Source organism: Kaistia granuli DSM 23481 (assembly GCF_000380505.1).
GTDB lineage: Bacteria > Pseudomonadota > Alphaproteobacteria > Rhizobiales > Kaistiaceae > Kaistia > Kaistia granuli.
Genome location: NZ_AQYH01000006.1, coordinates 317,748 through 339,131 on the forward strand (window position 1 = coordinate 317,748; position 21,384 = coordinate 339,131).

19 protein-coding genes are annotated in these 21,384 nt (G+C 64.5%); 12 read left to right on the top strand and 7 right to left on the bottom strand.

The window, feature by feature from the left end:
* Positions 1–17: 17 nt before the first annotated feature.
* From G342_RS0109110 to G342_RS0109135, 6 genes are all read right to left on the bottom strand, one after another.
* Entirely contained in the window at positions 18–911 is an 894-nt protein-coding gene (locus G342_RS0109110; RefSeq protein ID WP_018182823.1) for a carbohydrate ABC transporter permease, read from the bottom strand.
* A complete protein-coding gene (locus tag G342_RS0109115) occupies positions 908–1,861 on the bottom strand; it encodes a carbohydrate ABC transporter permease (protein ID WP_040878507.1) in 954 nt (317 codons plus the stop codon). Before G342_RS0109115 ends, G342_RS0109110 begins: the two co-directional genes overlap by 4 nt.
* A 111-nt stretch (positions 1,862–1,972) precedes the next feature.
* Positions 1,973–3,274, bottom strand: coding sequence for an extracellular solute-binding protein (locus G342_RS0109120; RefSeq protein ID WP_026304278.1), 1,302 nt, complete (start codon positions 3,272–3,274; stop codon positions 1,973–1,975).
* A 58-nt stretch (positions 3,275–3,332) separates the two neighbouring features.
* On the bottom strand, positions 3,333–4,343 hold the full coding sequence (locus G342_RS0109125; protein ID WP_018182826.1) for a LacI family DNA-binding transcriptional regulator: 1,011 nt from the start codon (positions 4,341–4,343) through the stop codon (positions 3,333–3,335).
* Between the two features lie 188 nt (positions 4,344–4,531).
* Positions 4,532–5,728 (bottom strand): mandelate racemase/muconate lactonizing enzyme family protein, encoded by a 1,197-nt coding sequence (locus G342_RS0109130; protein ID WP_018182827.1) that lies wholly within the window; start codon positions 5,726–5,728, stop codon positions 4,532–4,534.
* A 167-nt stretch (positions 5,729–5,895) separates the two neighbouring features.
* Positions 5,896–7,158 carry a mandelate racemase/muconate lactonizing enzyme family protein gene (locus tag G342_RS0109135; protein WP_018182828.1) on the bottom strand — a complete coding sequence of 421 codons (1,263 nt, stop codon included), beginning with the start codon at positions 7,156–7,158 and terminating at the stop codon, positions 5,896–5,898.
* Between the two features lie 206 nt (positions 7,159–7,364).
* Between G342_RS0109135 and G342_RS23685 the strand changes: the two genes are divergently transcribed.
* From G342_RS23685 to G342_RS0109175, 8 genes are all read left to right on the top strand, one after another.
* Positions 7,365–8,399: a LacI family DNA-binding transcriptional regulator gene (locus G342_RS23685; RefSeq protein WP_083931168.1), complete on the top strand. Its 1,035-nt coding sequence runs from the start codon at positions 7,365–7,367 to the stop codon at positions 8,397–8,399.
* A 78-nt stretch (positions 8,400–8,477) separates the two neighbouring features.
* Complete coding sequence (locus G342_RS23690; RefSeq protein ID WP_018182830.1) at positions 8,478–9,251, top strand: IclR family transcriptional regulator; 774 nt, start codon at positions 8,478–8,480, stop codon at positions 9,249–9,251.
* Between the two features lie 371 nt (positions 9,252–9,622).
* On the top strand, positions 9,623–11,032 hold the full coding sequence (locus tag G342_RS0109150; RefSeq protein WP_245557252.1) for an ABC transporter substrate-binding protein: 1,410 nt from the start codon (positions 9,623–9,625) through the stop codon (positions 11,030–11,032).
* Positions 11,033–11,132: 100 nt separating this feature from the next.
* A complete protein-coding gene (locus G342_RS0109155) occupies positions 11,133–12,062 on the top strand; it encodes a carbohydrate ABC transporter permease (protein WP_018182832.1) in 930 nt (309 codons plus the stop codon).
* Positions 12,059–12,949, top strand: coding sequence for a carbohydrate ABC transporter permease (locus tag G342_RS0109160; RefSeq protein WP_018182833.1), 891 nt, complete (start codon positions 12,059–12,061; stop codon positions 12,947–12,949). The genes G342_RS0109155 and G342_RS0109160 overlap by 4 nt, the downstream gene beginning before the upstream one ends.
* Positions 12,950–12,997: 48 nt before the next feature.
* The gene (locus tag G342_RS0109165; protein WP_018182834.1) at positions 12,998–14,095 is read left to right on the top strand and encodes an ABC transporter ATP-binding protein; all 1,098 of its coding nucleotides are present in this window, start codon (positions 12,998–13,000) and stop codon (positions 14,093–14,095) included.
* Between the two features lie 47 nt (positions 14,096–14,142).
* On the top strand, positions 14,143–15,321 hold the full coding sequence (locus G342_RS23695; protein WP_018182835.1) for a mandelate racemase/muconate lactonizing enzyme family protein: 1,179 nt from the start codon (positions 14,143–14,145) through the stop codon (positions 15,319–15,321).
* A gap of 102 nt (positions 15,322–15,423) precedes the next feature.
* Positions 15,424–16,167 (top strand): ribonuclease activity regulator RraA, encoded by a 744-nt coding sequence (locus G342_RS0109175; RefSeq protein ID WP_018182836.1) that lies wholly within the window; start codon positions 15,424–15,426, stop codon positions 16,165–16,167.
* Between the two features lie 68 nt (positions 16,168–16,235).
* Here G342_RS0109175 and G342_RS0109180 read toward each other — a convergent pair whose 3' ends face one another.
* Entirely contained in the window at positions 16,236–17,018 is a 783-nt protein-coding gene (locus tag G342_RS0109180; RefSeq protein WP_018182837.1) for an IclR family transcriptional regulator, read from the bottom strand.
* Positions 17,019–17,257: 239 nt separating this feature from the next.
* Here G342_RS0109180 and G342_RS23700 point away from each other — a divergent pair, with 239 nt between their 5' ends.
* The 4 genes from G342_RS23700 to G342_RS23705 all read left to right on the top strand — a co-directional run bounded on the left by G342_RS23700 (position 17,258) and on the right by G342_RS23705 (position 21,233).
* Complete coding sequence (locus G342_RS23700) at positions 17,258–18,202, top strand: carbohydrate ABC transporter permease (RefSeq protein WP_018182839.1); 945 nt, start codon at positions 17,258–17,260, stop codon at positions 18,200–18,202.
* A gap of 9 nt (positions 18,203–18,211) precedes the next feature.
* A complete protein-coding gene (locus tag G342_RS0109195; protein WP_018182840.1) occupies positions 18,212–19,054 on the top strand; it encodes a carbohydrate ABC transporter permease in 843 nt (280 codons plus the stop codon).
* A gap of 46 nt (positions 19,055–19,100) precedes the next feature.
* Positions 19,101–20,378, top strand: a complete 1,278-nt coding sequence (locus tag G342_RS0109200; RefSeq protein WP_018182841.1) for an ABC transporter substrate-binding protein — start codon at positions 19,101–19,103, stop codon at positions 20,376–20,378.
* A 90-nt stretch (positions 20,379–20,468) separates the two neighbouring features.
* Positions 20,469–21,233, top strand: coding sequence for a ribonuclease activity regulator RraA (locus G342_RS23705; RefSeq protein WP_018182842.1), 765 nt, complete (start codon positions 20,469–20,471; stop codon positions 21,231–21,233).
* Positions 21,234–21,384: the final 151 nt, after the last annotated feature.

Sequence of the window (21,384 nt, forward strand, 5' to 3'; positions counted from 1 at the left end):
GAATATCCATTGCCGTGTCAGCCCTTGACGGCCGAGCTGATGAAGGAGCTGACGAACCATTTCTGGAAGGCGAGGTAGAAGATCAGCACCGGCAGCATCATCATCACCGACGCCGCCATGGCGCTGTTCCAGTAGACGCTGTCGTGACCGAAGAAGCTGGCAATGCCGACCGAGATCGGACGGGCATGGTCGGTCTGCGTCACCATCAGCGGCCAGAGATACTGGTTCCAGGTCTCGATGCCGAGCAGGATCGCCACCGTCGCCAGCACCGGCAGGCTCAGGGGCAGGAACACCGACCAGTAGATGCGGAAGGGCGAAGCCCCGTCGACCGTCGCCGCGTCATAGATGTCGCGCGGCACCTGGATGAAGAACTGGTAGATCAGGAAGATGTAGAGCGGGCTCGCCATCCAGGGCAGGATCTGCGCCGCGAAACTGTCGCCGAGGCCGGCCTTGTTGACGAGGCTGAGCAGCGGCAGGACGATCGATTCCTGCGGCACGATATAGAGCCCGATCAGGCCGGTCAGCACGACCGCCCGGCCCGGCAACCGGCCCCAGGCCAGCACGAAGGCGGCCATGGAGTTCAGGAACACACCGCCGAGCACCGTGCAGAATAGAATGATCAGCGAGTTGACGAGATAACGGCCGAAGGGCAGCGCGCCGCCGAAGGTGGCGATGTCCTTGAAGTTCTGCAGCGACGGATCCGTCACCCAGAAGGCGCGGAAACTGCCCATGTCGGCCAGGATCTGGAACCGGTCGGGCTTCAGGCTGGCGACGAACAGCAGGAACAGCGGCGAGACCACCACCAGCGCGATGATCAGGACGGCGACGAACTTGACGATCGCGCCGATGTCCCGCGGTTCGGACACTCTGGCGGCCTGCGCCGGCGCGGATGCGGAAGTGACGGTGCTCATCGACGATCCCTCACGACGAAGCGCTGGACGAGCGAAACCACCAGCACGATCAGGAACAGGAGAATGGCGACGGCAGAGGCGAGGCCGAGCCGCTGGTCGACGAAGCCGGCTGTGAACATGTAATGCACCAGCGTGTCGGTCGTGCCGCGCGGGCCGCCCTGGGTCAGGATGTTCACCTGGGTGAACAGCTTGAACGCCTGGATGGTGGTGATGATCAGCACGAAGATGTGGGTCTGGCGCAGGCTCGGCATGGTGACATGCCAGAAGCGCTGCCAGGCATTGGCGCCATCCAGTTCCGCCGCCTCGTAGAGCGTCTCGGGAATGTTCTGCAGGCCGGCCAGATAGACGATCATCTGGAAGCCATAGGCCTGCCAGGCCGAGAGCAGCACGATCGACGGCATCGCCCAGGTCGGATCGCCGAGCCAGTCGATCGGACCGACCAGCCCGAAGGTGAGGAAGCCGACGATCTGGTTGAACGGGCCGGTCGGGTACTGGAACAGGGTCGACCAGATCACGCAGACGACGACCATCGAGGTGATCGCCGGCAGGAAGAACAAGCCGCGGAAGAAATTGCGGAAGGGCAGCTTCTGGTTCAGCAGCAGCGCGATGGCGAGCGCGAAACCGCACTGCACCGGCAGCACCAAGATGGTGAAGCGGGTGACGTTCCAGAGCGCCTGCCAGAAGGCGGGATCGGTCAGGATCTGCTGGAAATTGCCGAGCCCGACGAAGCGCACCGGCACCGGCCGCGGGATCAGGCGCTGGTTGGTCAGCGCGATCTCGAACGAGGACAGGAACGGTACCAGCAGAAAGATGGCGATCAGGATGCAGGCGGGCAGCAGCATGCCCAGTTCCTGCAGCCTGCCGCCCCAGATCAGCGGCTTGCGCCGATATTCGACGCGGCCCGACCCCGGCGATGCCGAACCCGGCATGGGGGACGCTTGGCTCGACATGACGATGCCTCCCGGCGATTGTTTCCCGGCCGCGCGTCATGGCGCGGCCAGGTCTTCGGTATGGGTCGATACCCGGCCGCGCCTCATGGCGCGGCCGGGTCGTTGACGTGGTTACTCGGGCTGACCGAACGGCTGGTAGCCGTCATTGTCGAGGATGTCGTCGTCGATCTTCTTGGCGGCCTTGCTCAGTTCTTCCTGAGGATCGGCGCCGTCGAAGATGTTCGTCATCGCGTTCTGGAAGGCGAGCGTGATGGTCGGGTAGGCCGGATGCGGCGGACGCGGCACGGCGCTCTTCGACGCCTGTTCGAAGGCGACGGCCATGGCGCCCTTGTCGGCATAGAGCGGCGACGCGGCGGCGAAGGACTTCAGGCCGGGGAAGCCGGCATGCGCCTTGTAGGCATCGCGATAAGCCGGATCCTGCAGCATGAAGCTCAGGAACTTGCCGGCCATGGCCGGATCCGAAGCCGTCTTGGCGACCGACCAGATCCAGGTGCCATTCGGGCTGGCGCCCTTGTCGCCGAACTTCGGCAGCGGCATGACGACGACGTCATCACCCATCTTGGCGTTGGCCTCGGCATAGAACCAATGACCGCCCCAGGCGAGCGCCGCCGGACGGCCCTCGGCATAGAACTGGTTCTGGCCGGCCGACTGCGGCACGACCCAGCCCTGCTTGACCCAGTTCTGCATCTCGGTCGCGGCGTCGACGCAGGCCTTGCCGTCGAGCGTTCCCGTCGCCTTCCAACTGGTGCGGTCGATCACGTCGCAGCCCATCGAGACCAGGATCGGCTCATAGGCATAGGTGATCCATTCCGTCTTGGTGCCATAGGCGCGGAACAGATCAAGCGGCCATTTCACGCCCGGCGCCGTCGACAGCGTCTTGAGCGCCGCCTCGAATTCGTCGCGCGTCCAGGCGTCGTCGACGGAGGTCGGGATGCGGATCTTCAGCTCTTCCAGCTGCTTGCGGCTGCCATAGAGCGCGACGGTGCTGTCGGTCAGGCCGATCGCATAGAGCTCCTTGTCGATCGGATAGGTGCCCTGGCTGACATTCGACGCCGTCATGTCGTCGACGAGCGCCTTGTCGAGCAAACCGCCGACCGGCTGCAGGAAGCCCGACCAGACATAGTTGGCCAGGAACGGCGCATCGAGCTGCATGATGTCGGGCAGCGAGCCGGCCGAAACCGCCGCGCCGATCTTCTCGTTGTAGGCGTCGTGCGGCGTGTTGATCAGCTGCACCGTCGTACCCGGATTGGCCGCCTCGAAACGCTTGGCGACGTCGGTGATGATGGTGATCTCGTAGGGGTCGCCCTGGAACATCACCTTGAGCTCGGCCGCCTCAGCGGCGGCAAGCCCGGCACCGAGGCCGACGGCCAGCATCGAGGTCGCGCCAAGATGTGACAGTAAACGTTTACCCAAACGTGGGGATTCATGCGAAGTCATTCTTAACTCCTCCCTGTTGACCGTTTCGATGACCTCAGACCGAGGCGCGTTCCACGAGACGAAACGGAATTTCCTCAACCAACTGCGCCGGCCTTCGATGGCCGGACAGGATTTCGCCGGCGCGCCGCCCGATCGCCCGGTGCGGCAGCTCCATGGTCGTCAGCGGCGGATCGAGTCTGGCGGCGATCTCGACCTGGTTATCGAAACTGGCAACCGCGACATCCTCGGGTATCCGCATGCCGGCGCGACGCAGCGCGCCATAGACTTCGAGGGCAACGCGGTCGTTGCCGCAAAGGATCGTGTCCGGGCGGTCAGCGCTGGAAAACAGTTCCGTGATGTGGTCTCGAACAAGGCTGCGCGCCCGATCGGAATAGACGGGGCCGCGCGTTGCCGACAGCATCCACGGCTCGTGCAGCGCAATGCCGCGCGCCGCATGGGCGGCGCGAACCCCCTCCTCCCGCATCCGGCCGGCGACGAGGCCCGGCAGGTTGAGGAAGGCGATGCGGCGGCGGCCGCGCTCGAACAGATGCTCGACGACGGTTTCGGCAGCCCGTTGCTCGGCTGGAACCAGGGACGGAATGATACCGGCTTCGTCGCGGCAATTGACCATCAGCGAGATGACGCCGCGCACCGCTTCCGGGATGGCGACGACCTGATGGTACATGCTGGCATAGGCAATGGTCTGCGGCATCAGGCGCTGCAGCTCGGCGACGCTCGCCTCGACGCCGCGCCCACCGATATTGGTGACGACGACGGAAAGACCGTCGGCGCGGGCGGCATTGTCGAACGATCGCATGATCTCGGTGGCGAAGGGCTGGGTGATCAGGCCGTCGGCGACGATGCCGAGGATCGGCAGGAAACCCTGACGCATGCCGCGCGCCACCAGATTGGGCTTGTAGCCGAGCTCGTCCGCCAGGGCTTTGACCTTCTGGCGCGTCTCCTCCGACATGCGGATCGAGCCGCCATGCAGCGCGCCCGACACGGTCTTGACGGAGACGCCAAGCCGGCTGGCTATGTCCTGCATTGAGACCTTGGCGTCCGCCATCGATGGCTTCCGAGCTTGGGTTAACGTTTACTCAAAATGCCGAAGCCGCGATTTTTTGTCAATCGGGGGTGTGAAAGCGCAATTTTCCGGCCGTTTCCCGATCAAGCCGACGCGTAGGCGCCTGGAATCAGCGGAACGGGCGCGCCGTCGCCGGCACGCCCGTTCCTCGCTAGTTGGGACGAATTCAGTCAGTCGAAGAAGCCGGCATCCTCCTCGCGGAGATATTTCTTGCCGGCCTCGGGATCGATGTCGACGCCGAGGCCCGGCGCCTCAAGGACGTCGATCATGCTGTCCTTGACGATCTGCTTCGGCAGGCCGGTGACGATCTCGTTCCAGAACGGCTCGGAGGCGCTCGGATATTCGAAGGCGATGTAGTTCGCCGGCAAAGTAGCGCAGACATTGATCAGCGCGCCGAGGCCGAGCAGGCCGTTAGCGGTGCCGTGCGGGGCCATCAGGATCGAGTGCATATAGGCGTGCTCTGTGATCCATTTGAGCTCCGCGATGCCGCCGACATCGGCCGGATCCGGCCCGACGACGCGCACCGCCTGCGTCTCGATCAGTTCCTTGAAATTGTGGCGGAGGTAGATCTGCTCGCCAGTATGGATCGGCGTCGAGGTCGAGGTGGTGAGTTCGCGGTAGGCCTGCGGGTTGACCCAGGGCACGTAGTCGCCGGTCAGCATGTCCTCGAGCCACATCAGATTGTATTTCTCGACCGCCTGGGCGAAGCGGATGGCGTCCGGCAGCATCCAGCCGGGACCGCAATCGAGCGCCAGGCTGACCTTGTCGCCCAGCACTTCCTTCATCGCCGCGACGCAGTCGAGCATGTGGTTGAAGCCGCGCTCGCTGATGACGCCCTGGTCCATTGCCCCGTGATAGTGGTTCGGCTGCGCAACGCCGTAGTGGAAGCCCTCGATGCTGGTCTTCATGTTGGAATGGAAGGAGATGCCCTGCTTCACCATGAAGAAGTTCTCGGGCCGCTCCATCATCCACTTGACGTCGGCGGCGTAGTCCTCCGGCCGATCGCCGGTGCGCTTCTTGCGGATCGAGCCGTTATAGACGCGCACCTTGTCGCGCACCTTGCCGCCGAGCAGCTTGTAGACCGGCACGTTGGCCGCCTTGCCGGCAATGTCCCAGAGCGCGTGCTCGATGGCGCTGACCGCCGCGCCATAGGGCTTGAAGGAGCCGCGCTGGCGGATCCGCAGCATGACCCGCTCGACGTCGGTCGGGTCCTCGCCGATCAGTGCATCGCGGAAATGCAGGACGAACGGCTTCAGATAGGTCTTGGTGAACTCCACCTCGCCGAGGCCGTAGAGCCCCTCGTCGGTAACGATGCGGACAACCGGATGCTTGCCGATGACGGCACAGCGCAAGTCGGTGATCTTCATGGAAATTCCCTTCGGTGCCCATGAGAAATCCAGCGTTCCAGTAAACGCCGGATTTCTCTAACCCCTTGTCTGATCGCGTTTTCTTCACGCGAACCGGCCCCCCTTCGCTCGAAAACGCGACGAACGGGCGACCAACAATCAGAACGATCCGTAAGGCTCAGCCAAGTTCAGTCGTGCGGGACGCGATCGAAGCCGACGCGCAGGCGGTTCCATTCCGACGTGTCGGCGAAATAGCTGGCGCCTTCGCGCAGATGCTCGCGGATGACCTCCTCGTTCAAATCAACGCCGAGGCCGGGCGCGTCGGGAACGGTAACATAGCCGCCCGACATGTAGTCGTCGCCGAGGCCCGTCACGAGATTGGGCCAGTAATCCTGGTCGAGGCCGTGATGCTCGACGGCGATCAGGCTGGCGATCGAGGCGCCGAGATGCACGTTGGCCATGAAGCCGATCGGCGTGCAGCAGGCATGCAGCGCCGTCGGGATGCCGTAACGCTCGGCATGATCGGCGATTTTCTTGGTCTCGGTCAGGCCGCCCGACGACAGCATGTCGGGATGGATGATGTCGAAGGCGCGCGTCTCGATCGCCTCGCGGAAACCTTCCCAGAGATAGAGATCCTCGCCTGCCGCCACCGGCGTCAGCAGCGCGTCGGCGACCTTCTTGTGGTTGGCGATATCGGTCCAGGGCAGCGGATCCTCGACCCAGGCGAGATTGTAAGGCTCGAGCGCCTGGCCGATGCGGATCGCCTCGTCGGCGGTGACGAAGCCCTCGCCGAAATGGTCGGTGCAGAGCGAGATCTCGTCGCCGACGGCGGCGCGCACAGCGGCGGTGATCTCCGCCGCCAATTCGACGCCCTTCTGGCTGATGCGAGCGCCCGGCCCGCGGCCCGGCACGTACCACTGGTTATACTGCGGATACTCATACTGGGTCTTGGAGCCTACCAGCGCTCCGGGCGTGCCCTCGAACAGGCGCCCGGGCAGATCGAACTTGATGAAGGTCAGGCCGAGCGCCGCGCGCTGCTTGACGATCTCGACATAGCCCTCGGGCGTCGCCGTCTTCGGCGCCGGCGTATCGCCATAGATGCGGACGCGGTCGCGGAACTTGCCGCCGAGCAGCTGATAGCACGGCACGCCATAGGCCTTGCCGACCAGGTCCATCAACGCGATCTCGATGCCACAGACGCCGCCGGCCTCGCGGCTGTCGCCGCCATAGCTTTTGATCGACTTGAACAGATATTCGACGTTGCAAGGGTTCTGGCCGATCAGGAGATGCTTGAGACGCAGGGCGGTATCGGCGTTGGCGCCGTCACGCACCTCGCCCAAACCATAGATGCCCTGATTGGTGTCGATCCTGACGATCGGATAGTAGCCGTGGCCGACCACGGTGGCGACGCGGATATCGGTAATCCGCAGCGCGCTCGGTCGCGAGCTCATCCTCACATTATTTTCGATCGTCTGAGCGGGGGTGTCGTCCAACGCGGCCATCACAGGTCCTCCTCACCGGCGTGTTTGTCTGTTGTTATTTTTATTGCTAATGTCACCAAACAAGAAGCGCAATATGTTTTGTAAAATTGCTCGCTGATTGACAGCGCCGGGCCGGCATAGTCAAAGGCGCGCCACGAGGGTGAACGGGCACGGCAATGACATCGACGCGCGTAACGATCCAGGACGTGGCCGATCGACTCGGCCTGTCGAAGTTCTCTGTCTCCCGCGCCCTGTCCGGTAAGCCGGGGGTCGCGGAGACGACGAGGAGCCGTGTGCTCCAGGCAGCCCATGCGATGGGCTACCGGGTCCAGGCCGAGATGGCCCACCCCGTCGGGCAGATCCTGTTCGTGCGCAGCGATATCGACCCCGTCTCGAGCGAACTCTGGCTCAACATCATGCATGGCGCCGAGGCGGAGGCGGAGCGTCTCGGCTATTCCATCCTGTCACGGCAAGCCCGCTATCTGAACGCCGGCGCGAACCTCGACCCGTCAATCGTCGGCCTGATCCTGGCGGTGCCGCGCCCGGCCGATATCGCCGAGATCGCCGCGCGCAGCGGCGTCCCCGTCGTCTGCGCCAGCTATGTCGAACCGCTGGTCCGGTTCGACCATGTCGTCGGGGCCGATTGGGAAAGCGGCGTCGCGGTGGCGCGGATGCTGACCGGCATGGGCCATCGCCACGCGGTCTTCGTCCATGGCAGCAGCCTGCCGCTCGGACGGCACGAGCGCTTCCGCGGCTTCAAGGACGGCATGCTCGAAACGCCCGGCGCCGTCGTCGAGGATCTCATCTATGACGAGGCCGGTGGCTTCCGACGGCCCTTCCTCGCCTATCTGCGCAATGGCGGAACGCCGACGGCCCTGTTCTGTGGCCATGATGGCATCGCGGTCAGCGCGGTGTCGGAGCTGCTGCAGATGGGTTTGCGGATTCCGGACGACGTCTCGGTCGTCGGCTATAGCGATTTCGCCTGCGCGACCCAGATTTCGCCGCATCTGACGACGGTCCGCACGCCCCAGGTCGAGATGGGCGCCGCCATGGTGCGATGCATCGCCGACCGCCTGGCGCTCCCCGAAAACCGCTCCAAGGCGCCCGTTCGCATGGCGCTGGCGGCCGAGATCGTGCGTCGCGCCTCGTCGGGCCCGGCCGGCAATCCGCCTTGGCAAAAACTGCTGCCGACGCTGTCCGCTGTCGCCTGATATCTCACCCCCATGTCCCAAATCTGAACTTAACCAACCGGAACTTCGATGCTATCGGTGGCAGAAGGAGACCGGCGGATGACAGGCACTTCGATCCATAACGGCGTTCCGGTCATCGACCGCACCTTCGATCTGCTCGACCTTCTGGAGCGATCGCCGGACGGCCTCGCCGCCAGCACGCTGGTCGAGGAGCTGGGCGTCCCGCGCAGCACCGTCTACCGCATTCTCAACTCACTCGCGGCGCGGAAGATCGTCCGCCGTACGATCAACGGGAATTATCTGCTGGGACAAAGGCTTGTGTCGCTCGCGGCGCGGGTGCGCAACGACTTGGCCGCCGTCGACCTCGCCCAGATCGCCACGCCGATCATGCAAAGGCTCAGCGACGAGACGGGCGAGCCGAACAAGCTTTCCGTTCGCGACGGCGACCAGGCCAACATCATCGCGGCGACCGTCGCCACCCCGAATTCCAGCTTCGCGCCGACCATCGCCTCGCGCTATCCGCTGCATGCCGGCGCCGCCAGCAAGGTGATCATGGCGCATATGGCGGCCGACGATCTCGCCCGCCATCTGAGCGTCCCGCTGATCCGCTATACGCCGCGCACCGTCACCGACCCGAAGCGCCTCGCCCGCGAACTGGCCCGGGTGAAGAAGCTCGGTTTCGCCACCGATCACGGCGAGCACAATGCGCGCGTCCACGCCATGGCCGTGCCGGTCTTCGATGTCGGCGGACGGTTTCTCGCCGCCCTCAGCATCCCGTTCCTGGCCGACAGGGACGACGAGTTCCGGGGCCGCGTTCAGCGGGCCCTGAAGACGGCCGCCCTCGAGATCAGCCGCAAGATCCCCCGCTCCTGACGCCGCCACGGCGACGCTCCACGACCTGTCCGGGTGCGGCTTGCCACGCGGCGGGCAACGGGCTTCAATGCCGTCGACCGCCGCCTCGCCGACGCTGGCGCGCGGAATCAGCCGTCCCAAAAATGCTGCAAGTGCGAACCTAACAACATAACGACAACCGCAATGCGTTGCGGTTATTGCTGTTGACATGGCTCGAAGATCAACGGTAGCGTTCCCTTAGTTTCGGCAAGAGATCGAACAAGGATCCGCCTCCGGAACACTCAAAGGGAGGACTTTCGATGACCAACTTGCTTGGCCGCAAGAGTGTGCCCGCGCGCCTGTCCCGCCGAAACATCCTGAGCTATTCCGTCACCGCCCTCCTGGCGACGACGATGATCGCCGGTTCGACGACCAGCTTCGCCGCGAATGTCGATTTGACCAAGTGGTCGCCCGAATATGTGAAATCGATCGCCGGAACGGCGGAGGTCGACACGGCGGCGGAATGCGCCAAGGTCGTTCCGAGCGACTACAAGGGCCGCCTGAGCTACTGGTGGGTCGGCCCGACGCAGGCGCAGCCCGAGATCGATCACAAGATGGACGCGGAGTTCTGGGCCGCCTGGAAGAAGGCCTATCCGAACATCGAGACCGACGCCCAGAGCCTCGATTACAACGACATGCTCAACAAGGTGCGCACCGCCGCCCTCGGCAATGCCGCGCCGATGGTCGCCAAGTTCCCGATCCTCTGGGGCGTCGAATTCGCCGCCAAGGGCCAGCTCAAGGAGCTGAAGCCCGAGGATGTCGGCTATGCGACCGACGATTTCTGGCCCGGCGCGATGAAGTCCGTCACCTATGAGGGCAAGACCTACGGCATCCCGACCAACAACGAGACCATGGGTTTCATCTGGAACGCCAAGATCTTCGCCGACGCGGGGCTCGACCCGGAAAAGCCGCCGGCGACATGGGACGACGTCGTCAAATATTCCAAGCAGATCAAGGACAAGCTCGGCATCAACGGCTATGGCCTGGTGGCGCGGCAGAACGCCGGCAACACGCCGTTCCGCTTCATGCCGCAGCTCTGGGCCTATGGTGGCGGCGCCCTGGACGAAACCTCGGAGCAGCCGACCTACAAGACGGTGGAACTCAACAATGCCGGTTCCAAGGCCGCGCTGCAGGCCGCCTATGACATGTATGTCCGCGACAAGTCCGTGCCGGCCTCGGCGCTGACCAACACCCAGAACGAGAACCAGAACCCGTTCATCGCCGGCCAGTTGGCGATGATGATCGCGCATCCCGCCGAATACGCGAAGATGGTCGATCTCGCCAGCAAGGCGACCGGCGCCGACAAGGCAGCGGCCGACGCGGTCGTGCAGAACATGCGCTACGGCCTGCTGCCGGAAGGCCCGGCCCGCCGCGCCGTGGTGTTCGGCGGCTCGAACGTCCATGTCTTCGCGCCGGAACTGGTCGAGGGCGGACTCGACGTGGATGCCGCCCGCGCCTTCATCTGCTTCTCGACCGGCCCGGAATGGTCGACCAAGCTCGCCTGGGTCGGCTCCAACCCCGGTCACCTCGATGGCTTCACCACCAAGTGGATGAAGGAACGGCTCGACACGATCAAGTTCCTCGACGTGACGACCTCGATGCTCCCGAGCGGCATCCCCTTCCCGGTCATTCCCGAGCAGGCGGAGATCATGAACATCATCGTCCCGGACATGCTGCAGAACGCCCTGACCGGCAAGATGACCGTCGACCAGGCCGCCGATGACGCGGCCCAGAAGGTTCAGGAGCTCCTCGACGGCATGTAGGCCCGTCGCGAAATATCGACCGGCCACTCGCGGGCGGCCGGTCCCCGTTCTCCAGAGGAGCAACAGGATGACGATTCACGTCGCTCATCGCAGCGGAGCCATGCCCGCTCCAAACCTGCGTCGCAAGCCCAACCTCTTCCAGCGCATCCTGCTTCACTGGAATGACTACACCTACATCGCCCCAGCTCTCATCGTCATGCTGCTGGTGATCGCCTTCCCGATCTACTACACGGTCGAATTGAGTTTCTTCAAGACGCCCGCGAATCTGTCGATGGACAAGAAGATCTTCGTCGGCCTGGACAATTACTGGGCGATCCTGACGTCGAAGAGCTTTTGGAACGTCACCTACAACACGCTGATCTGGACTGTTTTCTCGACCTTCTTCGCCTTCGTGCTCGGCCTCGGCGCCGCGCTGGCGCTCAACCGCGAGTTTCTCGGCCGCGGCGTGCTGCGCGCCGTGTTGCTGGTGCCCTATGTGATCAGCGCCGTCGCCGCCTCCTATGTCTGGAAATGGCTCTACCACTCCGATTTCGGCGTCATCGGCGCGCTGTCGGTGCAGTTCGGCTTCACCGACCGGCCGATCAACTTCCTCGACAACATCTATACTGCCCTGCCCGCGATCATCGTCGTCAACATCTGGAAGGAATTCTCCTTCGCGATGATCATGCTGCTGGCCGGCCTGCAGACGGTGCCCGACCAGCTTTTGCGCGCGGCGCAGGTGGATGGCGCCAATGCCTGGCAGCGCTTCTGGCACGTCACCATGCCCCATCTGAAGGGCGTCTCGATGGTGACGATCCTGCTCTTGCTAGTGACCAATCTGAACTCGTTCATCATCCCGTGGATCATGACGGGCGGCGGACCCGCCGGCGCCACCGACATCTGGATCACCCAGATCTACCAGATGGCCTTCGGCCGCATCCGCTTCGGCATGGCGTCCGCCTACTCGGTGATCCTGTTCATCGTGATGATGTTGCTTGGCTACTTCTACGTGAAGGCCCTCACCCGCGGCGACGAGGCGAAAGTCGAATGAGCACCCTCACCCAAACTTCCCCCCGCCCCCGGCCCCGCCCGAAGAAACCAATCGGCGGATGGCGCTGGGCCGGCAGAGGCATCCTCGCCTTCCTGCTGCTGTTCACGGCGCTGCCGATGGCGTGGATGGTCATTACCTCGCTGAAGTCGCAGCTGGCGGCGCTGCAATACCCGCCGCAATGGTGGCCCGAGGAAGTCACGTTCGAGAACTACATCCTGCTGCTCTCGCCCAACAACGCCGTCGGGCAGGAATTCCTGCAGTATTTCTGGAACAGCCTCTACGTCTCGATCCTGTCGACGATCCTCGGCGTCGCCGTCGCCGTGCCGGCCGCCTATGCCTTCTCGCGCTTCCGCTTCCCGGGACGGCAGATGCTGTTCTTCTCGGTGCTCCTGCGCAACATGTTCCCGGCGGTCGTCTTCCTGATGCCGCTGTTCCTGATGATGAAATGGCTCGGCCTGGTCAACACGCACGGATCGCTGATCCTCACCTACCTGACCTTCGGCCTGCCGCTGTCGATCTGGCTGCTCAAGGGCTTCTACGACAACATCCCGCCGCAGCTCGAGCAGGCGGCCCGGATCGACGGCGCCACCCGTTTCCAGGCGTTCTTCTACATCGTCATGCCGCTGTCCTCGCCCGGCATCATCGCCACCGCGATCTACGCCTTCATCATGGCATGGAACGAATATGTCTACGCGCTGACCTTCCTGAACTCGAAGGACAAGCTGACGCTGCCGGTCGGCCTGCAGCGTTTCTTTGCCGAATACGCCACCAACTGGCCCGGCCTGATGGCCGCGTCTTTCATCATGAGCGTGCCCGTCGTCGTGCTGTTCCTGGTGCTGCAGAAGTATTTCGTCCGAGCGCTCACCGAAGGCGCGGTCAAGTCTTGATCCATCAAGTCCTGATCGCGTCTCCTTGTGCACCAAGAGGAATTTCCGATGGCTGAAGTCGTCCTCAACCAAGTCGTCAAGACTTACGGCAATATCTACGCCGTCAATCATGTCTCGCTGACCGTCGCCGACGGAGAGTTCGTGGCCCTTGTCGGCCCTTCAGGCTGCGGTAAGACCACGACTCTGAACCTGATCGCCGGCCTGATCGATATCTCCGGCGGCGACATCTATATCGGCGACCGGCTGGTCAACGACCTCGACCCGAAGGACCGGGACATCGCCATGGTGTTCCAGAACTACGCGCTCTATCCGAACAAGACCGTCTTCAAGAACCTCGCCTTCCCGCTGCAGATGCGGAAATTGTCGAAGGCCGAGATCGAGGCGAAGGTGATGTCGGCGGCCAAGGTGCTCGACATCGTCCATCTGCTCGAGCGCAAGCCGCGCGAGCTCTCCGGCGGCCAGCAGCAGCGCGTGGCGCTCGGCCGGGCCCTCGTCCGTGATCCCCGCGTGTTTCTGATGGACGAACCGCTCTCCAATCTCGACGCCAAGCTCCGCGTGCAGATGCGCACCGAGCTGAAGCGCTTCCACCAGGATCTGCAGGCGACTGTCGTCTATGTCACGCACGACCAGCTCGAAGCCGTCACCATGGCCGACAAGATGGCGGTGATGAATGGCGGTTTCCTGCAGCAATACGACTCGCCGAAGAACGTCTTCGACAATCCCGTCAACATGTTCGTCGCGAGCTTCGTCGGCAGCCCGGCGATGAGCCTGATCCCGCTCGAAGCGGTCAGTCACGGCACCGACGTGGCGCTCCGGAGCCCCGAGGGCTGGGAACTGCCGCTGTCGGCCGCGAATTCCCGCAAGGCACTGACGTCGACGACGGCCAAGGTCGTGCTCGGCGCCCGCCACAGCACGGTCCGCCTGCACAAGTCGCCGACCGCCGGCGCGGTCCCCGGTACGGTCTACACCGTCGAGCCGACCGGCGACGTCACCTTCGTGCAGGTCTTCCTCGGCACCAGCGTGGTGATCGTCAGCCTCGACCCCAGCGTCATGGTCGAGCCGGACCAGAAGGTCTGGATCGAGTTCGACCAGGACAAGATCCACCTGTTCGACGGCGCCACCGAAATGGCGCTCGCCGCCGCCTGAAACCAATCGTCCTCCGTTCTTCCGTCCACCTCCAGAAAGCTACCGGAATGAAAATCACGAGCGTGCGCACCGCCGTCATCGACGGCAACTTCCCCTGGGTCCTGGTGCGAATTGAAACCGACAAGGGCGTCACCGGCCTCGGCGAGGCCTATTGGGGCGCCGGCGTCGCCGAGCTGGTGCATCGGGCCGCCCCCTACATTATCGGCCAGGACCCGACCAACATCGCCAAGCTGATGTTCATCATCGAGCGCGTGCTCTCCGGCGAGGGCGCGCAGGGCGGTACGACCGTCACCGCCATGTCCGGCATCGAGATCGCGCTCTGGGACCTGATGGGTCGCGCCCACGAATTGCCGATCTCGACCTTCTTCGGCGGCCGGTTCCGCGAAAAGATCCGCATCTATGCCGATTGCCACGAGGGCGACACGCACGAGCCGGAGGAATATGCCCGCCGCGCCAAGGAAGTCGTCGCCGACGGCTTCACGGCGATCAAGTTCGACCTCGACAACCAGAACCCCTACACGCTCGACGTCACCGACGACACCTATCCGAGCCGGCAGTGGGTCGAGCCCTATAACCGCGTCATCGGCTCGCAGGAGCTGACCTGGATGGTCAGTGTCGCCACTGCGGTGCGCGAGGCGGTCGGGCCCGAGATCATGGTGGCGATGGACGCGCACTGGAAGTTCGGCGTCAACGACGCGATCAAGCTGGCGCAGGCGCTGGAGCCGCTCGACCTGGTCTGGCTGGAAGACCCGACGCCGCCGCACAACATCGACGCGCTGGTGCAGGTGACGCGCTCGACCAAGACGCCGATCCTGACCGGCGAGAGCCTCTACACCAAATGGGGCTATCGCGACCTGATCGAGAAGCAGGCGGCCCGCATCATCTCGCCCGACATCCCGAAGATGGGTGGGTTGCTGGAGTTCAAGAAGGTCGCCGACCACGCCGACATGTATTACATCGCCATGGCGCCGCATAACGTCGCCAGCCCAATCGGCACGGTCGCCTGCGGCCATGTCTGCGCGGCAATCAACAACTACCTCGTCATGGAATACCACGCCCATGACGTCGACTGGTGGGGCGACCTGGTCGAGGGCGGCAGCCCGCTCGTCGACGGCTTCATCCCGCTGAACAACAAGCCCGGCCACGGCCTGACGCTGAACGAGGATGTCGCCAAGGCACACCTCAAGAAGGGCTCGAGCTATTTCGGCGAGACGCCCTACGCCTGACCAACTCGAACCGGTTCCACGAGGGGCGCCGCCTTAGACGGCGGCGCCAACGCCTGATCACGCGATGACGGCGGCCAGGAGCCGCCAAGGGAGAGCAAGGCCATGACGACCAGCAAGGACATCAAGCGCCCACCGAAGAGCCAGATCGAAGCGCTGAAGAAGATCGGCGCCGCGACGGTCGCCGGCACGCTCGGCCATATGGGCATCCGCAACCCGCACATGACCGGCCCGGTCAGCTGGCACAAGGGCCGGGTGATGGTCGGCCCGGCGCTGACGCTGCAATTCATGCCGAAGCGCGAGGACCTCTACGGCGAAGGCGAATATGCTGACCCGGAGAAGCAACTGCACCGCCATGTGCTTTATCACGCCCAGCCCGGCGACGTGGTCGTCGTCGATGCGCGCGGCGACATGACGGCCGGCATTTTCGGCGAGATGATGATGACCTATTTCAAGGGTCGCGGCGGCGCCGGCCTCGTCATCGACGGCTGCATCCGCGACTATCCCGGCCAGATCGAGCTCGACATGCCGATGTGGCTCCGCGGCCTGACGCCGAACTTCCATACCCAGACCGGGCTGATGCCGATGGACTTCAACATCCCGATCGCCTGCGGCGGCGTGACGGTGATCCCCGGCGACATCATCGTCGCCGACGACGACGGCGCGGTCGTGCTGCCGGCGGCGCTTGCCGAGCAGGTGATCGACACCGCCTCCGAGCATCACGAATGGGAGGAATTCTCCAAGATCAAGCTGCTCGAGGGCGGCGCGCTGCAGCGCTATTACCCGCTGCATGCCGACGCGCAGGAAGAATATCAGGCTTGGCGCAAGCTCAACCCGCACAAGGCCTGATTTCCGATCGGGCCGCCGCCGACCGTCGCGTTTCCCTCCGCGGCGGTCGAGCGGACCGATCGGCGACGCTATGCCGATCCGCTCAGATCGCTGCCGATGGCGATCGCCGTGGTGATGGCGACGGTGCGCACCTTCTCCTCATAGTCGGCGTCCTGGCCGACCAGAAACGGCACGCTGATGGCGGCGATCACTTCGCCGGTCGCATCGATGATAGGCGCCCCATAGGCATTGACCGAGACGCCGAACTCGCCACCGTCGCGCGACCAGCCGCGCGCCTTCACCAGTTCGAGTTCCGCCCGCAGCGCGTCCGGATCGACCAGCGTCAGGGCGGTGAAGCGTTTCAGCTCGCCGGCCAGCACAGCGTCGATTTCTGCGGGAGGCAGATGGGCGAGCAGGACCTTGCTGCCGGCGCCGGCATGGATCGGCAGATGCTGGCCGATGCCGGCGGCGAGCGCATAGGGGTTGTGGCCGACCGCGGCGGCGATCACCAGCACGAAGCCGCGATCGTAAATCGACACCTTGCAGCTTTCGCCGAGCGTCGCCGCGAGCCGGTCGAGATGCGGTTGCGCCTTTTCGGCGATCCTGCGGCTGACCGGAGTCGAGGTGACGCCATCAGCGAGCGACAACAGCCGGGCGCCGAGCACATATTGCGCGCGGTCCATCTGGCGCACCATGTCGTGCGCCTCCAGCGAATTCAGGATTCTGTACACGGTCGATCGCGTCACGCCTGTGCGATCCGCCAGCCGCTTCAAACTGAGGCCGTCCGGGGCTTTTTCCAGCTCCGTCAGGATCGCCATCATCCGTTCGATCGCCGGATTTCGGTTTTGCAGCCCCTCCTCTTCGTCCGACACGTTGACACCTCCAAACTTCTTTGCGACGGTTACGATATGAACAGATGAGTTTCAAATAATAAACTCACTAATAACGTGCCCGCCAAAGGGCAGCAAGTCCCCGTGGAGAAACGCCAATGCCGACCATCGCCACGATTCCGTCCCCGAAGGGGCACGCGTCATGAGGTTCGCGATCTGCGTCGAGACACTCGGCCAGCAGTTCGCCATCAGCAACATGCAGGGCCTGGTGGAGGGCGTCGATGCAGACCGCCGCAGCTGAGGCGGCACGGCTGCCCAAGGGTTTCACCGCGCCGCCCGTGCCGCGCCGCAATCCGACGCGGCGACCGGACTGGCTGGTCGCCTACCTGTTCCTGGCGCCGGCGGCGGCGATCTTCGCCGCCTTCATCGCCTATCCCCTCGCCGACGGCGTCATGACGTCCTTCACCGACCAGGTGGTCGGGCGGGATGGCAGCTTCATCGGCTTCGCCAATTTCGCCAAGCTGCTCAGCGACCCGCACTTCCAGCGCGCCGCCGTCAACTCGCTGTTGCTGACGACCGGCGTCGTCGCCGTGAAGCTGGTGATCGGGCTCGCCTGCGCCGTCCTGCTGGCACAGAAGATGCCGGCGCGCGGATTGGTGCGGGCGCTGGTCTTCCTGCCCTGGGCGGTGCCCGGCCTGATCGCCGGCCTGTCGTGGAAATGGATCTTCGACGAGCAGGCCGGCGTGCTCAGCTATCTGGTGCTGGCACTCGGGATCACGGATCAGCCGGTCTACTGGCTGTCGGATCCAAGGATCGCGATGCTGTCGATCGGCGTTGCCATGGTGTGGCACGGCCTGCCGTTCTTCACCATGATGTTCCTGGCCGCGCTCACCGCCATTCCCGGTGACCTCAACGAAGCGGCGGCCATCGACGGCGCCGGGCCGATCCGCCGCTTCTTCGCCGTCACGCTGCCGCAGATGAAGGAAGTCATCTTCGTCACGGTGATGCTGTCGGCGATCTGGACCTTCAACTCCTTCCACATGGTGTTCATCCTGACCGGCGGCGGCCCGGCGATGCGCACGCATATCCTGCCGACGCTCGCCTATGACTACGGCATCACGCAGAGCCAGCTTGGCCTCGGCGCCGCTGTCCTCGTCTCGGTGATCCCGGTGTTCTTCATCCTGATCGTGCTGCTGACCCGCCGCATGCTCGCGTCGAACAAGTAGGAGCCGAAGATGGTCAAGAGCTCTTCCGAGTTGATCGTCGGCCGCGTCGTCACGACGATCGGCGTCATCGTCGCCCTGTTCTGGTCGCTGGCGCCGATCTACTGGATCGTCGTCACCTCGCTGAAGACGTCGCGCGAGATCTACGCCGTGCCGCCGACGCTGCTGCCGGCGCGCCCGACGCTCGCGAATTTCGCCACGGCGCTGTTCAACTCGAAATTCCCGCAATTCGTGCTGAACAGCGCCACCGTCGCCATTGCTGTGACGGTAATCTCGGCGGTGGTGGGCGGGCTCGCCGCCTATCCGATCGCGCGGATGCAGTTCAAGGGCCGGGGCGTCGCGGCGCGTGCGATCGTCATGGCCTATCTGCTGCCGCCGTCGCTGCTGTTCATCCCGCTGTTCCTGGTGCTGCAGAACCTCGGCCTGATCAACACCAAGACCGGCCTGGTGCTCGCCTATCTGACCTTCACGGTACCGTTCTGCACCTGGATGCTGATCGGTTATTTCCGCACCATCCCGAAGGAACTGGACGAGGCGGCGACGGTCGACGGGGCGACGCGCCTGCAGACCCTGCTGAAGGTGATCCTGCCGATCGCCAAGCCCGGCCTCGCCGTGGTGGCGCTGTTCGCCTTCACCCACGCCTGGAACGAGTTCCTGTACGCACTGGTGTTCGTCCATTCCAACGACACCAAGACGTTCACCGCCGGCCTGACCGGCCTGATCATGGGCGACACCTTCATCTGGGGCCAGCTGATGGCGAGCTCCGTCATCGCGATCGTGCCGATCCTGATCATCTACATCGGCGCGCAGCGCTACATCGTCGAAGGCCTCGCGGCGGGAAGCGTCAAGGGATAGCGCCCGCCCGAAAACGAACTGCAACAAATAAGAGGAGGAGGAAACCATGAAGAAACTCGCCATGACCCTGCTGGTCTCGGCAGCGACCCTGCTGCCGTTCACCGCGCAGGCCGCCGATCTGACGATCTGGGGATTGCAGGCCTTCAACCAGCAGGCCGACGACCTGATCACCGAAATGGCCACGCAGTTCGGCAAGGAGCGGGGCATCGACGTCGAATATGTCGTCGTCCCCGGCAATGCGATGACCGAGCGCCTCGCCGCGGCCCTGCAGGCCGGCGCGCCGCCGGACGTGTTCATGCAGGTCGGCCCGCAGGCGCAGTACTACGCCAAGCTCGGCGTCACCTTGCCGCTCGACGACATCCTGGCCACCATGCGGGCCGTGCCGGGCGGCATCTACGAAAGCACCGTTTCGCAGGTCATGTATGACGGCAAGGCGCACGCGCTGCCGCTCGAGGTCGACATCGTGCCGATGTTCGCCCGCACCGACCTGCTCAAAGACGTCGGCATGGAAGTGCCGAAGACGTGGGCGGACCTGCGTACGGCATCGCAGGCGATCCTCAAGGCCAACCCGGGCATCACGCCGTTCGGCATGACACTCTCCTCGGCCAACGACGCCGAGTCCTTCTCCCGCATGGTCGTCTTGTCCTTCGGCGGCGAGATGTTCGACAAGACCGGCAAGACTATCACCTGGAACTCTCCGGAGACGGTCGCCGCCTACCAGTACATCGCCGACATGTTCGCCGAGGGCACCATCCCGCGCTCGACGCTGACCTGGGACGACGCCGGCAACAACACCGCCTACCAGACGGGCCGCACCGCCTTCACCATCAACCCGCCCAGCATCTACCAGTGGATGACGCAGAACGACCCCGATCTGCTCGCCGACACGGCGATGATCCCGATCCCGGTCGGCCCCGGCGAAAAGGGCCGCTCGGCCAATCTGATCTCGTCCTTCTCCTGGCTGGTCAGCAAGGACACCAAGCGTCCCGACGACGCCAAGGCGTGGCTGAACCACTTCTTCGAGCCGGCGCGCTACGAGGAAATCATCGCCACGGTTGGCGGTCGCTGGCTGCCGATCTACCCGGCGCAGACCCAGTCGATGCCGCTGTTCAAGGACACGCCGGCCTTCGCCAATTTCGACGAGATGGCCCGCAACGGCCTGGTCGACGGCCATGCCGGCCCGCCGTCGGCGACGGCCGCGGCGATCTTCAACGCCAAGATCGTCACCCAGTCGCTGCAGCGCATGCTGGTCGACGGCGAGCCGGCCGACAAGGCGGTCGCCTGGGCCCAGGCCGAGATGGAACGCGTCGCTTCTGCGCAGTGAGGCAAGGTCCGGCCCGGACGACCGGGCCGGACTTCCAGCCGCGCACAGGCTCCCCTCCCCGCGCCAGAGGGCGCATGATGGAACGACAAGATGACGAACGTACCCGACATCCAGAGACCGCCCCGCGCCCTGGTCGATGCCCTCGCCAAGGTCGGCACCGCGACCGCGGCGGGCGAACTGCACCTGATGGGCCTGCGCGACACGCAGATCCGCGGCCCGGTGCCTCATACCAAGGGCCGCAGCATCGCCGGCCCGGCGCTGACGCTGCAGTTCATGCCGAAGCGCGAGGATGTCTACGGCGCCAGCGAATATGACGACCCGGAAAAGCAGCTGCACCGCCACGTTCTCTACAATGCCCAGGCCGGCGACGTCGTCGTGGTCGACGCGCGCGGCGACATGGCGAGCGGCGTGTTCGGCGAGATGATGCTGACCTATTTCGCCGGTCGCGGCGGCGCCGGCGTCATCATCGACGGCTGCATCCGCGATTGCAGCGAGGCGATGAAGCTCGACCTTGGCTACTGGATCCGCGGTGGAACGCCGAATTTCCACACCCAGACCAACCTGATGCCGTTCGGCGTCAATGTGCCGATCGCCTGCGGCGACGCCTTCGTGATGCCTGGCGACATCATCCTCGCCGACGATGACGGCGTCGTCGTCGTGCCGATCGCCATGGCGGAAGAATTGCTGGCGCGCGCCAGCAAGCACACGGAATGGGAAGAGTTCTCGAAGCTGAAGCTCTCCCAGGGCGCCGATCTGCGCAAATACTATCCGCTGTCGGCCGCCGCCGAGGAGGAATACCAGGCCTGGCGGCGTGACCAGGATGCGAAGGCGGCACGCCCCGGCGTGCCCGCCTGACGCCCGCCGGTCCCAGACCGGCGCGTTGCTCGGCAAGGCGGCGAGTTCATCCCTCCCTCGCCGCCTTGCCGACAATCTCTTCCCAAGTCGATCACGTCTCCAAGACGAAAATCGAGAGCCGCCGCTTCGCAACCGCACGGCGGCTCCGGAG

Excerpts from the sequence above, each read along its gene's own strand:
- G342_RS0109110 (WP_018182823.1), bottom strand. The coding sequence starts at position 911 with ATGAGCACCGTCACTTCCGCATCCGCGCCGGCGCAGGCCGCCAGAGTG.
- G342_RS0109115 (WP_040878507.1), bottom strand. The coding sequence starts at position 1,861 with ATGTCGAGCCAAGCGTCCCCCATGCCGGGTTCGGCATCGCCGGGGTCG.
- G342_RS0109125 (WP_018182826.1), bottom strand. The coding sequence starts at position 4,343 with ATGGCGGACGCCAAGGTCTCAATGCAGGACATAGCCAGCCGGCTTGGC.
- G342_RS0109130 (WP_018182827.1), bottom strand. The coding sequence starts at position 5,728 with ATGAAGATCACCGACTTGCGCTGTGCCGTCATCGGCAAGCATCCGGTT.
- G342_RS0109135 (WP_018182828.1), bottom strand. The coding sequence starts at position 7,158 with ATGAGCTCGCGACCGAGCGCGCTGCGGATTACCGATATCCGCGTCGCC.
- G342_RS23685 (WP_083931168.1), top strand. The coding sequence starts at position 7,365 with ATGACATCGACGCGCGTAACGATCCAGGACGTGGCCGATCGACTCGGC.
- G342_RS23690 (WP_018182830.1), top strand. The coding sequence starts at position 8,478 with ATGACAGGCACTTCGATCCATAACGGCGTTCCGGTCATCGACCGCACC.
- G342_RS0109150 (WP_245557252.1), top strand. The coding sequence starts at position 9,623 with ATGATCGCCGGTTCGACGACCAGCTTCGCCGCGAATGTCGATTTGACC.
- G342_RS0109155 (WP_018182832.1), top strand. The coding sequence starts at position 11,133 with ATGCCCGCTCCAAACCTGCGTCGCAAGCCCAACCTCTTCCAGCGCATC.
- G342_RS0109160 (WP_018182833.1), top strand. The coding sequence starts at position 12,059 with ATGAGCACCCTCACCCAAACTTCCCCCCGCCCCCGGCCCCGCCCGAAG.
- G342_RS0109165 (WP_018182834.1), top strand. The coding sequence starts at position 12,998 with ATGGCTGAAGTCGTCCTCAACCAAGTCGTCAAGACTTACGGCAATATC.
- G342_RS23695 (WP_018182835.1), top strand. The coding sequence starts at position 14,143 with ATGAAAATCACGAGCGTGCGCACCGCCGTCATCGACGGCAACTTCCCC.
- G342_RS0109175 (WP_018182836.1), top strand. The coding sequence starts at position 15,424 with ATGACGACCAGCAAGGACATCAAGCGCCCACCGAAGAGCCAGATCGAA.
- G342_RS23700 (WP_018182839.1), top strand. The coding sequence starts at position 17,258 with ATGCAGACCGCCGCAGCTGAGGCGGCACGGCTGCCCAAGGGTTTCACC.
- G342_RS0109195 (WP_018182840.1), top strand. The coding sequence starts at position 18,212 with ATGGTCAAGAGCTCTTCCGAGTTGATCGTCGGCCGCGTCGTCACGACG.
- G342_RS0109200 (WP_018182841.1), top strand. The coding sequence starts at position 19,101 with ATGAAGAAACTCGCCATGACCCTGCTGGTCTCGGCAGCGACCCTGCTG.
- G342_RS23705 (WP_018182842.1), top strand. The coding sequence starts at position 20,469 with ATGACGAACGTACCCGACATCCAGAGACCGCCCCGCGCCCTGGTCGAT.